The organism is Geomonas paludis, from assembly GCF_014193585.1.
Lineage (GTDB): Bacteria > Desulfobacterota > Desulfuromonadia > Geobacterales > Geobacteraceae > Geomonas > Geomonas paludis.
The window spans coordinates 135,260-149,292 of record NZ_BLXY01000007.1; the positions used below are offsets into that span (position 1 = coordinate 135,260).

A 14,033-nucleotide genomic window follows, 5' to 3' on the forward strand; every position below is an offset into this window, starting at 1 on the left:
AAACCAAACCATCGGTCACGGAGGAAATCTGTGCAGAAGGGACAGGCTCCGTCAGGTGCCTGTCCCTTTAGCGGAACGCTCCTTTCTGCTCAACCAGCTTTTCGAAGCAAAGGGGACAGGCACCTGCGGAGCCAGTCCCCTCCTGCGAGCACCAAGGGGACAGGCACCTGCGGAGCCAGTCCCCTCCTGCGAGCACCAAGGGGACAGGCACCTGCGGAGCCAGTCCCCAACCAGTAAGGGGACTGGCACCTGGCGGAGCCAGTCCCCCAATGAGCGGGAAATAATATCGTTTTCCGGTTGCCAGCAGCAGCCTGTCGTGCTATATCAAGAAAACTTGATTTAACAAAAACGCCAAGGTTGATATAACGTATGCTGGAACTTTTCAAGGCGCTGGCCGACCCGTGCCGACTGCGGCTGGTGGCGGTGCTGCTCAACTCCGAGCTCACGGTCCAGGAACTGACCCAGATCATGGGGATGGGACAGTCGCGCATCTCGCGACACCTGAAGATCCTGGCGGAGGCGGGCGTGCTCTCGGTCAAACGCCAGGGGACCTGGAGCTACTACCGCGCGGGGGAGCAGAACTCCTTCTTCAGCGCCATCCGTCCCGAATTCGAGCGCGCACTGGAGCAGCTTCCGGAGCGCCGCAACGACCTCGCCGCCGTGGCGCAGGCGCTGGAAGCGCGCCGCAGGCGGAGCCTCGAGTTCTTCGACCGGCACGCGGCCCAGTGGGACGAGCTGTCCCGCACCCTGTTGCCGGTACCGGAGTACCAGGAGGCGCTGCTGGCACTGGTTCCCGAGGTGCCCGTGTTGCTGGAGATCGGCGTCGGCACCGGGACCCTGATGGCGCAACTGGCAGGCAAGGCACGACAGGTGATCGGCGTGGACCATTCGCCTGCCATGCTGGTGGAGGCGCGGCGGCGCCTGGTCCAGGACGGCGTCCCGGGGGCGGAGCTGAGGCTCGGCGAGATGACCCATCTTCCCATCGCCGACGGCGGTGCGGGATGCGTCGTGGCCAACATGGTGCTGCACCATGCCGCCGACCCGCAGGCGGTACTGACCGAAATCGTCAGGGTGCTGCAGCCGCAGGGGACAGTGGTGCTGGCCGACCTGGCGCGCCACGAGCAGGAGTGGGCCCGGGAGCAACTGGCCGACCAGTGGCTCGGGTTCGAAGAGGATGAGCTGCAGGCGTGGCTGGAAGGGGCGGGGCTTTCCGACGTTACCATCGAGCGCGCCACCGCCACTAACGGTGCGGAAGACGTGCTGCTGGTCAAAGCGATCAAACGTTAGTCCCTCTCCCTCCGGGAGAGGGTGCCCGACAGGGCGGGTGAGGGAGATGGCGGCTCTACCGCTGGTTCCAGCGCCCTCACCCCTGCCCCTCTCCCGGAGGGAGAGGGGAGTCTCAAGAAAACAAATGAAGCCAGAAGTTAACTCATCGAAAGGAGAAGTAACGTGACCAAGGATTACATCGTAAAGGATATGTCGCTGGCCGATTGGGGCCGCAAGGAGATGGTCATCGCAGAAACCGAGATGCCGGGCCTCATGGCGATCCGCGAGGAGTACGCCGCAGCCCAGCCGCTCAAGGGGGCGCGCATCGCGGGCTCGCTGCACATGACCATCCAGACCGCCATGCTCATCGAGACCCTGACCTCTCTGGGCGCCGAGGTGCGCTGGGCCTCCTGCAACATATTCTCCACCCAGGACCACGCCGCCGCGGCCATCGCCGCCGCAGGCATCCCGGTCTTCGCGCACAAGGGGGAGACGCTGGCCGAGTACTGGGATTACACCCACAAGATCTTCGAGTGGCATGACGGCGGCGCCCCGAACATGATCCTCGACGACGGCGGCGACGCCACCCTGCTGCTGCACCTGGGCTCCGACGCGGAGAAGGATCCCTCCGTCATCGCCAACCCGACCTGCGAAGAGGAGCAGTTCCTGTTCGCGGCCATCAAGAAGCGCCTCGCCGAGCAGCCGGACTGGTACTCCAGGACCGCGGCCTGCATCAAGGGAGTGACCGAGGAGACCACCACCGGCGTGCACCGCCTGTACCAGATGTACGAGAAGGGCACCCTGAAGTTCCCGGCCATCAACGTCAACGACTCGGTCACCAAGTCCAAGTTCGACAACATCTACGGCTGCCGCGAGTCCCTGATGGACGGCATCAAGCGCGCCACCGACGTCATGGTGGCCGGCAAGGTGGCGGTCATCTGCGGTTACGGCGACGTGGGCAAGGGGTGCGCCCAGGCCATGCGCGGGCTGCAGGCCCAGGTCTGGGTCACCGAGGTCGACCCCATCTGCGCGCTGCAGGCGGCCATGGAAGGGTACAAGGTGGTCACCATGGAGTGGGCGGCGGACAAGGCCGACATCTTCGTCACCACCACCGGCAACATCGACGTCATCACCCATGACCACATGAAGGCGATGAAGCACAACGCCATCGTCTGCAACATCGGGCACTTCGACAACGAGATCGAGGTTGCCAAACTCAAGCAGTACAAGTGGGAGAACATCAAGCCGCAGGTCGACCACGTCATCTTCCCGGACGGCAAGCGCATCATCCTGCTCGCCGAAGGGCGCCTGGTCAACCTGGGGTGCGCTACCGGCCACCCCTCCTACGTCATGTCCTCCTCCTTCGCCAACCAGACCCTGGCGCAGATGGAGATCTTCTGCAACCCGGGCAAGTACCCGGTGGGCGTCTACATCCTCCCCAAGGAGCTGGACGAGAAGGTGGCGCGCCTGCAGCTGAAGACCCTGGGCGCCATGCTGACCGAACTGACCGACGCGCAGGCCGCCTACATCGGCGTCAAGAAGGAAGGGCCGTACAAGTCGGAGCATTACAGGTATTAAAAAGGCAACGGACGTTCAACGTTCTACGTTCTACGTTCTACGTTCTACGTTTCAACCTTTGACCTATCCCCCCTCTCCCTCCGGGAGAGGGGCGGGGGTGAGGGCGCTGCAATGGGCGCCATCATCGCTTTGTGGCAAAGCCCTCACCCGGCCTTCGGCCACCCTCTCCCGAAGGGCGAGGGTACAACGGATCACATGTTACCTCGACCTGTCCCCCCTCGGCGAGGGCGGGGGCGAACGATTATTCGCCCCTACGGTTGGTACGAACGGACTATCATCTGAACAAAAAGAAAGGGCGCCTGCTTTTAGCGGCGCCCTTTCTTATCCTTGCTGCTCTTTCTCTTCTTCCTTCTTCTTCCCCCGACCGGAGGTGCATGCGGGAGACATTCACGTCTCGATCCCCATGCTGGGCAGGATGAAGCGCTGCAGCACGACCCACCCCACTACGATCCCACCTAAAATCAACATCTCTTGCATATCCCACCTCCCGAATCCTACCATCCGCTTTATCGCATATTCGGGAAAGAAAATATACAAAATTAATTATTATTATGAACCTCTCAGCTTTGCTTCTGCTTCAGGCACAGCACCTTATGCCGACTTCGGCCTCGCTCAGCAGGTCGACTTCCCTCATCAGGGCCAGGTCCACTTCGCTCCCGGCCGGGATGAAGGTGGCGTCGCAGGGGAGGGCGGCCAGGGCGTCGCACCTGGTCATGGTGCTGAGTATGGCGGTGTGCTGCTCCCCGGCGCAGTAGGCGACGTGCCTGCCGTGGCGCTTCTTCACGGTGACCCGGATGAAGTGCAGCTTGCCGGGCTTCTTGTGGGCGTCCTCGGCCAGGATCCCCTTCACGAAGGGGGGCAGCACCCGGTGGTGCCCCATCATCTTCAGGAGGGCGGGCTTCACCAGCAGCTCGAAGGTCACCATGGTCGACACCGGGTTGCCGGGGAGCGAGAAGATCGGCTTTCCCTGCCAGACCGAGAAGGCCGTCGGACCGCCCGGTTTCATCCCGATCTTCCAGAACAGTTCCTCTGCGCCCAGGCTCGCGGCAACCTCCCGGACCAGGTCGCGGTCGCCGGCGGAAACACCGGCCGAGGTGATCAGGGCGTCGCAGCAAAGCCCCTCGCGCATCTTCTCTCTGTGGCTCTCCAGGTTGTCGCGCGCGATGCCCAGCAGCACCGGCTCCGCTCCCGCCTCGCGCACCGCGGCGGCCAGCGACAGGGCGTTGGAGTTGATCACGCTGCCGGCCTTGGGGCTCTCGCCCAGCTCGATCAGTTCGTCCCCGGTAGAGAGGATTGCCACCCGTGCTTTGCGGAACACCGGCACCAGCGCCTGTCCCATGGCGGCCAGCATGCCGATCTCGGCGGGACGGACCTGGCTGCCGGCAGGGAGCACCTGGGTGCCCGAGGCGACGTCGCTACCTTTGACCCGGACGTGCTGCTTGGGGAGCACCCTCTGCTTGATGACCACCTGATCACCTTCCTGCTCGGTTTCTTCGATGGGTACTACCGCATTGCACCCGGCGGGGATGGGCGCACCGGTCATGATGCGCACGGCACAGCCGACGGTTACGGCGGGGCAATCAGCGCCGCCGGCAGGGAGAAAACCGGTGATGAGGAGACGGGTGGGGACGGAGGTGCAATCTGCGGCGTGCACGGCGTAACCGTCCATCGCGGAATTGTCGTATTGCGGCAGGTCCCAGGGGGCGATGATGTCCCTGCTTACCACGCGCCCCAGGGCGTCGGGCAGCGGTACATTTTCCTCCCCCAGCGGGGCGACGTGGGCCAGTATGATGCCTCGCGCTTCTTCAAAGCTTGGCATGATGCACCTCGGTGCTCTCTGCGGCGTCGTCGACGGCGTCGCTTGTTTTTTTAGCGGCAGCGTTGCCGCTTTGCTTCTCCCTCACCCCCAGCCCCTCTCCCGGAGGGCGAGGGGGGCTGACCCGGGGCTTAGGCGGCGTCCACCAGGGTGACCGGGGCCGGAGCGTAGGAGATCTCCTGCATCTCCATTTCCAGGAGATCGATGGCGAGCTTGCGGTTTCTGAGCGGCTCACCCTTGCCGAGCAGGATCTTGCACACTTCGGCCACTTCGAGGCTGGCCACGACCGCCGGCGTGAAAGAGGGGTTGCCCAGTTGCTGTTCGATCCCCTTGCCCGCGACCCAGTGGCGATAGATCTGCTGCACCGTGGTCTCGCCGGGAAACTGCGAGGCGACGTGACCGTACCAGCCGCCGATGGCCCCGTGCACCATGGGGATGCCGGCCTGGTTGCAGAACTCGGCCAACTGCAGCCGGTACGAGATGCTGTCCAGGGCGTCCACCGCCACCTGCGCTCCCGCCAGCAGTTCGAAGCCGTTGTCCAGGCAGAAGTAGTCCTGGATGGCGGTGACCGTGACGGCGGGGTTCACCTGCGCCAGCCGCTCGGCGGCTACCGCCGCTTTGGGCTGTCCCAGAAGGGCCGGGGAGGAAAGGATCTGCCGGTTCAGGTTGTGCTCCTCGAAGATGTCCGGATCGACGGCGATGATCTGCCCGACGCCGAGGCGCGCCAGTTCTTCCAGGACGTAGCCCCCCAGACCGCCGCAGCCGATCACGGCGACGCGGCTTTGGAACAGGCGCAGCTGCTCGTCGACCTGGATCATGTTCCGGTTGCGCTGGTAGCGCGCCGGGAAGAGCCCGTTTTGCAGGGCGACCAGCTCGACCGCCGCGTGGCTCAGCTTGAATCGTTGCGCGGTGGCGTCCTGGGCGCTCCAGGGGAGCAGGCCGTCCCGGGTCTGTTCTTTCAGAAAAGCGATGACCTTGCGCATATCAGCCTCCTCCAACCAGGGGAAAGAGCGAAAGCGTGTCGCCGTGGCTCAACTTGCTGTCCAGCTCGCCGTGCCGGCCGTTCAGCATGACGATGCCGATCTCCTCTTCGGTGAGCCCGAGGGAGAGCACCACCTGGCGCACGTCGGTCCCCTCGGCGAGCTCCTGCTCGGCTACCTTGAACCTGCCGTTTCTGAATGTGGCGAAAAGCTTGAGTGTTATCTTCATGCGGCACCTGCCTGTTGACCCAAACGGAAAAACCCGGCGTGACTTCCGTCACGCCGGGTAGAGGTGGGTCCTAGAAGTTCCAGAACTCGTCGATTTCCTCGTCGGTGAAGTCCCACACCGCGTTGTGCGGCGCGACCGGCTCGGTCTTGAAGAAGTCCGGCAGGCGGTCGTGGACGTTGGTGAGACCGGCTTTCTGGTTGAACTCGCGCTCGGTCTTCAGGATGTACTTGCCCAGGTTGGTGACGTCGTCGCCGGTGAGGGCGATGCCGAAGCGGGCGTTGATCATGTCGATCAGGGCCGGCAGGCACTCCGGGATGTCCAGCGCCGGGAAGGCGACGAAGATGCACATACCGGTGGAGTCCACCGCCGCGGTCGCGATCTGCAGGTTACGGGAGAGCTCGACCTGGCCGTCCTTCTTGAGCGGGTCCACGTAGCCGCCGACGTTGAGGATGTTGGTGGCGATGGTGTAGCCGGAGGTGTGGTCGGCGCCCATGGTGGAGGTGGCGTAGGTGATGCCGATGCCCTTGACGGAGCGCGGGTCGTAGGCCGGGATGCCCTGGTTCTTGACGACCGGTACGCGGGTCACGCCGTAGGTGCGGCCGACGGAAGCTGCGCCGCCGCCCAGCACGCGGCCCAGTGCGGTCCCCTTGGCGATCTCTTCGGTGAGCAGGCGGATGATGCCTTTGCCGTCGCCGAAGGGGAGGATGCCGGCTTCCATGGCCACGCCGAACATGACGGCGGTCTCGATGGAGTCGATCCCGATGTCGTCCATCAGGTTGTCGGCGCGTGCGATGTCGTCCAGATTCTCGACGCAGCAGTCGGCGCCCAGGCCCCAGATGGTCTCGTACTCGAAGCCGGAGGTGACGTACTTGCCTTCGGAGTCGTGGTAGACCTGGGAGCACTGGATGATGCAGCCGGCGTGGCAGCCATGCTTGTGCTTGCCGCCGCGCGCCACGATGGTGTCGTACATGGTCTCGCCGGAGATCTTGTCGTGGGCTTCGAACTGGCCGGTGGTGAAGTTCTTGGTCGGCAGGCCGCCTGCTTCGTTGAGGATGTTGACCAGGACGTTGGTGCCGTAGGTCGGCAGGCCCTCGCCGGAGACCGGGTGGTCGAGCAGCGCCTTGGAGAAGGCCCTGGCAGCGGTCTTGAATTTCTCCGGGTCCGCGATGGTCACGGCTTTCGCGCCTTCGCTGTCGATGGAGATGAACTTGATCTGCTTGGAGCCCATGACTGCGCCCAGGCCGCCACGGCCGTGGCTGCGGATCTTGCTGTCCGGATCCTTGACGGAGATGTTGGCGGCGGTCATCTTCAGCTCGCCGGCCGGGCCGATGGTGAGGACGCCGGTCTTCTTGCCCAGGCGGGCCTCGACCGCGTCGATGACGGCGAAGTTACCAAGACCGAGCAGTTCCTTCTCCTCGTTGATGGTGACGCCGTTCGCGCTCACGGCCAGGTTGTACCAGGCGCCGGTTTTCGGTGCGCCTTCGATGATGATGGCCTTGATGCCCAGTTTGGCCAGCATCTGTGCCGCGGTGCCGCCTGCGTTGGACTCCTTGATGCCGCCGGTGAGCGGGCTCTTGGCGCCTGCGGAGAGACGGCCGGAGTTGGCTGCCGCGGTGCCGGTCAGAAGGCCCGGTGCGAACACCAGCTTGTTCTCGGCGGAAAGTGCGTGGCAGGTCGGCGGTACTTCGGCGGCCACGATGGTGGAGGTGAGGCCACGGCCACCCAGGCCAGCCCATGCTGCCGGAACTTCTTCGATCTTGGTGGTGAGGTCGGTCATGTTGACGCGAAAAATCTTATCCATGCTTTTCAAGCTCCCTGTTTTTATTTAGTTCTACCGGCAGTACTCGCTGCCGGGACTCCTTTCCAAGAGGGAGGCTCCGCCGTTTCCAGCGAAACCCGTAGGCCTGGAGCCATGAGGGGAGATCCCTTTTAGGCTGCGACGGCTCGGAGCTTTTGATGCGTGACTGACCCGACACCGCTTACGCATCTCTTGCATGTGCTCGGGCCTGCGCGGCGGTTGGGCCCGCAGGCGGTGTTGCATATTCCCGAAGAGCGGGAGGTGCGGGGGCGAATGATTATTCGCCCCTACAGGTGTTAAACCCTCCCCCCGAGAGGGGAGGGCGTTTGCTACTGGTTACATTGCATCCTTGAAGATCTGGATGACCTGCTCGAGGGTCGCTTTGCGCGGGTTGGTGAACTGGCAAGCGTCCTTCTTCGCGTTCTCCGCCATGATGGCCAGATCCTCTTCCTTGACATTGAGGGCCTTGAGGCCGGTCGGGATGCCGATGGAAGCGGAGAGGGTGCGGATCCTGTCGATCGCCTTCTGGCCTGCTTCGGTCACGGAGAGGCCGTCGACGTTCTCGCCCAGGGCCTTGGCGATGTCAGCGAAACGCTTCGGGCAGGCGATCAGGTTGTACTGGCTGACGGCCGGCAGCAGGATGGCGTTGCAGACGCCGTGCGGCAGGTTGTAGAAGCCGCCCAGCTGGTGAGCCATGGAGTGAACGTAGCCCAGCGAAGCGTTGTTGAACGCCATGCCGGCCAGGTACTCGGCGTAAGCCATCCTGTCGCGTGCCTCGAGGTCTTCGCCGTTGGCGACAGCCTTGGAGAGGAACTCGGCGATCAGCTCGATGGCTTTGATGGCACAGGCGTCGGTGATCGGGGTGGCGATGGTGGAGACATAAGCCTCAACCGCGTGGGTCAGGGCGTCCATGCCGGTGGCAGCGGTCAGAGCTGCCGGCTTGCCGACCATGAGCAGCGGGTCGTTGATGGCGATGTTCGGAGTGCAGCGCCAGTCGACGATAGCCATCTTTACGTGGGTGTCGGTGTTGGTGATGATGCAGAAGCGGGTCATTTCGGAAGCGGTACCGGCGGTGGTGTTGATAGCAACGAATGCCGGCATGGATTTGGTGGACTTGTTCACGCCTTCGAAGTCGCGGATGTGGCCGCCGTTGCCGATGACCAGGCCGATGCCCTTACCGCAGTCGTGGGAGGAACCGCCGCCCAGGGAGATGATCGCGTCGCAACCGTTTTCCTGGTATACCTTCACGCCGTCGTGTACGTTGATGTCGGTCGGGTTCGGCTCGGCGCCGTCGAAGATAACAGCTTTAACGCCGGCAGCTTCAACCTGCTCCTTGATCTTGTCGGCAACGCCCATGGCCGAGAGGCCTTTGTCGGTGACGATCAGCGCTTTGGATGCGCCCAGTGCCTTGACCTGCTCGCCGGTTTCCTTAGCGGAACCAACGCCCATCAGCGATACCGTCGGAATGAAGAAACCGTAAGTCTGCTCTCCTAATGCCATTTTCATTTCCCCCTGTTGTTTTTCCGGGATGACCCGGTTCTTTTTGTTTTTAAGATAGTGGTGCGATGCTGCATACACTTTCCTAAAACGGTTTTCTATGCTATCGCAAGGGCCGTACCAGAATTTGCCGTAAACACAATTTTTCATGATACTGAATAATATTCACAGGATACCGTATACTTAACCGGCGCTGTGTTTATCCTCCCCCATTCCCCTTCCAAGGTTGCGTCCTCAAATCGAACACTTGCAGCGTTCCACAATGGAACATCTGCTCTTTTGTGGAACGGCCGTTTTGTTGTGTCGGTCGAGGTCGCGCTCCCCGCACGCTTGTTGAATTCACAAACTCAAAAATCGGTTCGTTTCCCATGTATTCACCAGCTTAGTTCCTCCCTCATTAGGGGCGGATCCCGCTTTTTGCTCCGAATCGGGACAATTGGTATCGATATTGCCTTTGTATACGGCGAGGCGGGTTTCCGGAGGGATAAAGGCATGGCACTGATCGATACCTACGGCAGGCGGATCAACTACTTAAGACTCTCGGTCACCGACCGCTGCAACATGCGCTGCTGTTACTGCATGCCGGCGCAGGGGGTGGCGAAGCTCGAGCATAAAGAGATGCTCTCCTACGAGGAGCTCTATCGCGTCTCGGCCGCCTGCGTCGAGCAGGGGATAGAAAAGATCCGGGTGACCGGCGGGGAGCCGCTGGTGCGCAGGGGGCTGGTCGATTTCCTGGGGCGCCTCTCGGCGCTGCCGGGCCTGAAGGAACTGGTGCTGACCACCAACGGGCTGCTGCTGGAGGAGCTGGCCCGGCCCCTTAAGGATGCGGGGGTGGCGAGACTCAACATCAGCCTCGACTCCCTGCAGCCGGAGACCTTCGCCAGGATCACCCGGGGCGCCGACCTGAACCGGGTGCTGGCGGGGATCGATGCGGCACAGAAGGCGGGGTTCGGCCCGCTCAAGATCAACATGGTGGTGATGCGCGGGGTGAACGACCAGGAGATCCTGGACTTCGCGGCGCTCACCCTGGATAAGCCCTTCACGGTCCGTTTCATAGAGTACATGCCGACCTTGCAGGACGAGGGGTGGGGCGCCCAGAGCATGCCGGGGAGCGAGATCCTCGCCGCCATCGGCGAGCGCTATCCGCTGCTGCCGCTGGTCAGCTCGGAAATGGCGGGGCCGGCCAGGAACTACAAGATACAGGGAGCGGCGGGTGCCATCGGCATCATCACCCCGGTCTCCGGCCACTTCTGCGAGAGCTGCAACAGGATCAGGATCACGGCGACCGGCCGGGTGCGCGGCTGCCTCTTCTCCGAACAGGGGACGGACCTGAAGCCGCTTCTGGCCTCGGGCGACCCGGAGGCGCTGGGGCAGACCCTGAAGAGAATCGTGACCCAGAAGCCGGGCAGGCATCACATCGCCGAGGAAGACGCCGAGCAGGCGGTGGTCAACATGTCGAGGATCGGCGGATAGGGGACTGGCTCCGCCAGGTGCCTGTCCCCCTAACACCGGCTGGCGAAAGGCTGCAAGGGGACTGGCTCCGCAGGTGCCTGTCCCCCTAACCGGGCTGTACGTAACGGAGGATTTCATGAGCGCATCGGTAGTGGCGGTCAACATAAGCCGCAACAAGGGCGAGAGGAAGAAGGCCGCGCCGGAGGTGCACCTGCGGGAGAACTTCGGCATCATCGGTGACGGGCACGCGGGCGACTGGCATCGCCAGGTGAGCCTCCTCGCCCAGGAGAGCATAGACAAGATGGTGCAACTGGGGCTGTCGGTCGGCGCCGGGGACTTTGCCGAGAACATCACCACCCGGGGCATCGACCTCATGCACCTCCCCATCGGCGCGCGTCTGGGCATCGGGCCGGTGGTGCTGGAGATCTCCCAGATCGGGAAGGAGTGCCACACCCGCTGCGCCATCTACTACCAGGCCGGCGACTGCGTCATGCCCAAGGAAGGTGTTTTTGCCACGGTGATTAGCGGCGGGGTGGTGCGCCCCGACGACGAGATCGAGCTGCTCTAAGCGGCAGCATATTTTCAGGACGTATAAACAGAAGGGGAGAGGAAGTCATGAAGGACAGAAGCCAGAAAAAAGTGAACATCATTTCGATCCGTATGAGCGACGACGAGCGCGACGCAATCCAGAAGCTGATGGACAAGAGGGGGAAGAAGGCTTCCTTCATCATGCGCGAGGCATTCGCTCTTTTCAGGGAGCAGTGGGAGCTTTCCAGGGCCAGCCATTAAAGCCACTAAAACCTTGGTGGACGCGGTGGACCTGGTGGACTCCCGTGGACACGGTGGACTGTGGCTGAAAGCTGGTGAGCGTTTGTAGGCGAAGCCGGTAAAAGCTTTTGAATGTTTGTTGAACGAGAGGACCTTACATGTACGTGGTGGCTTGCATTAAACAGGTGCCGGATACGACGCAGGTGCAGATTGACCCGGTGACCAACACGCTGGTGCGCGATGGCATCCCATTCATCGTCAACCCTTACGACACCCATGCTCTGGAAGAAAGCCTGCGCATGAAGGCCCGCTACGGCTTCAAGGCGGCCGCCCTCTCGATGGGACCGCCCAACACGGAGGCGACCCTGAGAAAGGCACTGGCCCTGGGGGTGGACGAGGCGATCCTCTGCTCGGACCGCGCCTTCGGCGGCGCGGATACGCTCTCCACCAGCAACGTGCTGGCGGCGGCGATCAGGAAACTGGCCCAGGAGGACGAGGTGGGCATCGTGTTCTGCGGCAAACAGACCATCGACGGCGACACGGCCCAGGTCGGCCCGGGCATCGCCATCCGCCTCGGCTTCTCGCAACTTACCCTGGTGGACCGGATCGAACACCTCGACTTCCTGGCCAAGAAAATCCGGGTCCGGCGCAAGCTGGAAGGGCGCTACGAGATCGTGGAGGCGAAACTGCCGGCCATGATCACCGTGGTGCGGGAACTGAACCGCCCGCGCTACCCGACAGTCCCCATGCGGCTCAAGGCGGCCAAGGCGGAGGTCAAGGTCTGGGACAACAAGGAACTCCAACTGGACCCGAACAGCGTCGGCCTGAAGGGCTCGCCCACCTGGGTGAGCAGGATCTTCTCGCCGCAGCGCGCGGCGGGGGAGATCATCGGCGACGGCCTGGGCGACCCGGCGGGGACCGCACGGCTGCTGCTGGAGAAGCTGGTGGCCAGCGACATGCTGGCGGTGTAGTCACCAGTCACCAAAACCTTAATGGACTGAGTGGACACCGGTGCACCCGGTGGACCTGATGGACGTGACTAGGAGTGGGATAAAGATGGCTGAGCTTAAAAACAAACCGAAAAAGCCGCGGGGCAAGGTCAGGCTCATAGAGGGGAAGTGCATCGCCTGCGGCGCGCGCTGCCAGAGCAGCTGCCCGGTGGACGGCATCCAGATGAGCGAGGCGGGCGAACCGCAGATCGAACTCTCCAAGTGCATCGGCTGCCTCAAGTGCGTCAAGGCCTGCCCCGGCTCGGCCCTGGAGATCTTCTACTCCCCGGAGGAACTGGAGATCCTGGCGCAGCTGGCCGGACAGCAGGACCTGGCGGAAGAGGATGCCGACCCTGAGGAACTGGCGCGCCGCGAACTGGTGGCGGCCTACCGCGGGGTCTGGGTCTTCGTGGAACAGACCGAAGGGGAGGCGGCCCGCGTCTCCTGGGAACTGATGGGCAAGGGACAGGAACTGGCCGCCAAGCTGGGCGTGGAGCTGTGCGCGGTGGTCATGGGGGACAAGGTGGAGCACCTGTGCCGCGAGGCCTTCAGCTACGGCGCGGACAAGGCCTACCTCATGGACCAGCCGGTGCTCAAGCACTACCGGACCTACCCGTACCTGGACGCCCTGTGCCACCTGATCGACAAGTTCAAGCCGGAGATCGTGCTCATGGGCGCGACCGGCATGGGACGCGACCTGGCCGGCGCCGTGGCGACCCGCGTCAAGACCGGCCTCACCGCGGACTGCACCGGCCTGGACATCGACGCCAAGCGCAACCTGATGCAGACCCGACCGGCCTTCGGCGGCAACATCATGGCCACCATCATGTGCGACCGCTTCCGCCCCCAGATGGCGACGGTGCGCTCCCACGTGATGCCGATGCCGGCGCAGATGACCGGGCGCACCGGCAAGGTCGTCCCGGTCAGCCTCCCCATCGCGGAGGCGGACATCTTCACCAAGGTGCTCCAGGTCATCCGCGACAAGAAGGCGGGGGAGGTCGACATCGCCGGCGCGGAGTTCATCGTTTCGGGCGGGCGCGGCATGATGGCCAAGGAGAACTTCGCCATCCTGCAGGAGCTGGCCGACGAGTTGGGGGGCGTGGTGGGCGCCTCGCGCAGCGCGGTCGACGCGGGGTGGATGCCGGGCGACCGCCAGGTGGGGCAGACCGGCAAGACGGTGCGCCCCAAGATCTACATCGCCTGCGGCATCTCGGGCGCGATCCAGCACCTGGTCGGCATGCAGGACTCCGACCTGATCGTCGCCATCAACCGCGACAAGGAAGCGCCCATCTTCGAGGTGGCCAACTACGGCATCGTCGGTGATCTTTTCGACGTGGTCCCGGCCCTCATCGCCGCGTTGCGCGAGATGAAGGCAAGCAAGGGGAACACCGAGGTCAAGGACGTCCAGGCGGCGTAAGGACGGTCTTCTTCCGCCGCAGCCAGCTTGCAGAAACTCTCCCTCGCCCTCCATAGGGCTTCGGCCCGCAGGTGGGAGAGGGTAGGGGTGAGGGTGCCGCTTAACGTGGTAATTGTTGAGTGCCACGACATCGTGGACACAAATAAGTGCCACCACATCGTAGACAAAGTTCTCTGACAATCGAATAGCCATCGCGTAATCCTGTGGACACCGAAACCACGTTGGAGGTGTCCATGAAGGATG

General features: G+C 63.3%; 12 protein-coding genes and 1 riboswitch. Of the genes, 7 read left to right on the forward strand and 5 right to left on the reverse strand.

Annotation, left to right across the window (positions count from 1 at the left end; genetic code table 11):
• The first annotated feature begins 369 nt into the window (after positions 1–369).
• Together H7687_RS15815 and ahcY are read left to right on the forward strand one after the other, a co-directional pair.
• A complete protein-coding gene (locus H7687_RS15815) occupies positions 370–1,287 on the forward strand; it encodes an ArsR/SmtB family transcription factor (protein WP_183349115.1) in 918 nt (305 codons plus the stop codon).
• Between the two features lie 162 nt (positions 1,288–1,449).
• Entirely contained in the window at positions 1,450–2,844 is a 1,395-nt protein-coding gene (gene ahcY, locus H7687_RS15820; protein ID WP_183349117.1) for an adenosylhomocysteinase, read from the forward strand.
• Positions 2,845–3,421: 577 nt separating this feature from the next.
• On the opposite strand, the gene H7687_RS15825 is transcribed toward ahcY, so the two are convergent.
• The 5 genes from H7687_RS15825 to H7687_RS15845 all read right to left on the reverse strand — a co-directional run bounded on the left by H7687_RS15825 (position 3,422) and on the right by H7687_RS15845 (position 9,167).
• Positions 3,422–4,663, reverse strand: a complete 1,242-nt coding sequence (locus tag H7687_RS15825) for a molybdopterin molybdotransferase MoeA (protein ID WP_183349119.1) — start codon at positions 4,661–4,663, stop codon at positions 3,422–3,424.
• Positions 4,664–4,791: 128 nt separating this feature from the next.
• Positions 4,792–5,643, reverse strand: a complete 852-nt coding sequence (locus H7687_RS15830; protein WP_183349121.1) for a HesA/MoeB/ThiF family protein — start codon at positions 5,641–5,643, stop codon at positions 4,792–4,794.
• A 1-nt stretch (position 5,644) separates the two neighbouring features.
• On the reverse strand, positions 5,645–5,869 hold the full coding sequence (locus H7687_RS15835; protein ID WP_183349123.1) for a MoaD/ThiS family protein: 225 nt from the start codon (positions 5,867–5,869) through the stop codon (positions 5,645–5,647).
• A 70-nt stretch (positions 5,870–5,939) separates the two neighbouring features.
• Positions 5,940–7,670 carry an aldehyde ferredoxin oxidoreductase family protein gene (locus H7687_RS15840; protein WP_183349125.1) on the reverse strand — a complete coding sequence of 577 codons (1,731 nt, stop codon included), beginning with the start codon at positions 7,668–7,670 and terminating at the stop codon, positions 5,940–5,942.
• A gap of 39 nt (positions 7,671–7,709) precedes the next feature.
• A riboswitch (molybdenum cofactor riboswitch) is annotated at positions 7,710–7,831 on the reverse strand.
• A gap of 172 nt (positions 7,832–8,003) precedes the next feature.
• Positions 8,004–9,167 carry an iron-containing alcohol dehydrogenase gene (locus tag H7687_RS15845; protein ID WP_183349128.1) on the reverse strand — a complete coding sequence of 388 codons (1,164 nt, stop codon included), beginning with the start codon at positions 9,165–9,167 and terminating at the stop codon, positions 8,004–8,006.
• A 489-nt stretch (positions 9,168–9,656) separates the two neighbouring features.
• On the opposite strand from H7687_RS15845, the gene moaA reads away from it, so the two are divergent.
• From moaA to H7687_RS15870, 5 genes are all read left to right on the forward strand, one after another.
• Positions 9,657–10,637 (forward strand): GTP 3',8-cyclase MoaA, encoded by a 981-nt coding sequence (gene moaA, locus H7687_RS15850; protein WP_183349130.1) that lies wholly within the window; start codon positions 9,657–9,659, stop codon positions 10,635–10,637.
• Positions 10,638–10,752: 115 nt separating this feature from the next.
• Complete coding sequence (locus H7687_RS15855; protein ID WP_183349132.1) at positions 10,753–11,184, forward strand: MOSC domain-containing protein; 432 nt, start codon at positions 10,753–10,755, stop codon at positions 11,182–11,184.
• Positions 11,185–11,231: 47 nt separating this feature from the next.
• Positions 11,232–11,405, forward strand: a complete 174-nt coding sequence (locus tag H7687_RS15860; protein ID WP_183349134.1) for a hypothetical protein — start codon at positions 11,232–11,234, stop codon at positions 11,403–11,405.
• Positions 11,406–11,542: 137 nt separating this feature from the next.
• A complete protein-coding gene (locus tag H7687_RS15865) occupies positions 11,543–12,355 on the forward strand; it encodes an electron transfer flavoprotein subunit beta/FixA family protein (RefSeq protein ID WP_183349136.1) in 813 nt (270 codons plus the stop codon).
• An 85-nt stretch (positions 12,356–12,440) separates the two neighbouring features.
• On the forward strand, positions 12,441–13,790 hold the full coding sequence (locus H7687_RS15870) for an electron transfer flavoprotein subunit alpha (RefSeq protein ID WP_183349138.1): 1,350 nt from the start codon (positions 12,441–12,443) through the stop codon (positions 13,788–13,790).
• Positions 13,791–14,033: the final 243 nt, after the last annotated feature.

Excerpts from the sequence above, each read along its gene's own strand:
- H7687_RS15815 (WP_183349115.1), top strand. The coding sequence starts at position 370 with ATGCTGGAACTTTTCAAGGCGCTGGCCGACCCGTGCCGACTGCGGCTG.
- H7687_RS15825 (WP_183349119.1), bottom strand. The coding sequence starts at position 4,663 with ATGCCAAGCTTTGAAGAAGCGCGAGGCATCATACTGGCCCACGTCGCC.
- H7687_RS15830 (WP_183349121.1), bottom strand. The coding sequence starts at position 5,643 with ATGCGCAAGGTCATCGCTTTTCTGAAAGAACAGACCCGGGACGGCCTG.
- H7687_RS15835 (WP_183349123.1), bottom strand. The coding sequence starts at position 5,869 with ATGAAGATAACACTCAAGCTTTTCGCCACATTCAGAAACGGCAGGTTC.
- H7687_RS15840 (WP_183349125.1), bottom strand. The coding sequence starts at position 7,670 with ATGGATAAGATTTTTCGCGTCAACATGACCGACCTCACCACCAAGATC.
- H7687_RS15845 (WP_183349128.1), bottom strand. The coding sequence starts at position 9,167 with ATGGCATTAGGAGAGCAGACTTACGGTTTCTTCATTCCGACGGTATCG.
- moaA (WP_183349130.1), top strand. The coding sequence starts at position 9,657 with ATGGCACTGATCGATACCTACGGCAGGCGGATCAACTACTTAAGACTC.
- H7687_RS15855 (WP_183349132.1), top strand. The coding sequence starts at position 10,753 with ATGAGCGCATCGGTAGTGGCGGTCAACATAAGCCGCAACAAGGGCGAG.
- H7687_RS15860 (WP_183349134.1), top strand. The coding sequence starts at position 11,232 with ATGAAGGACAGAAGCCAGAAAAAAGTGAACATCATTTCGATCCGTATG.
- H7687_RS15865 (WP_183349136.1), top strand. The coding sequence starts at position 11,543 with ATGTACGTGGTGGCTTGCATTAAACAGGTGCCGGATACGACGCAGGTG.
- H7687_RS15870 (WP_183349138.1), top strand. The coding sequence starts at position 12,441 with ATGGCTGAGCTTAAAAACAAACCGAAAAAGCCGCGGGGCAAGGTCAGG.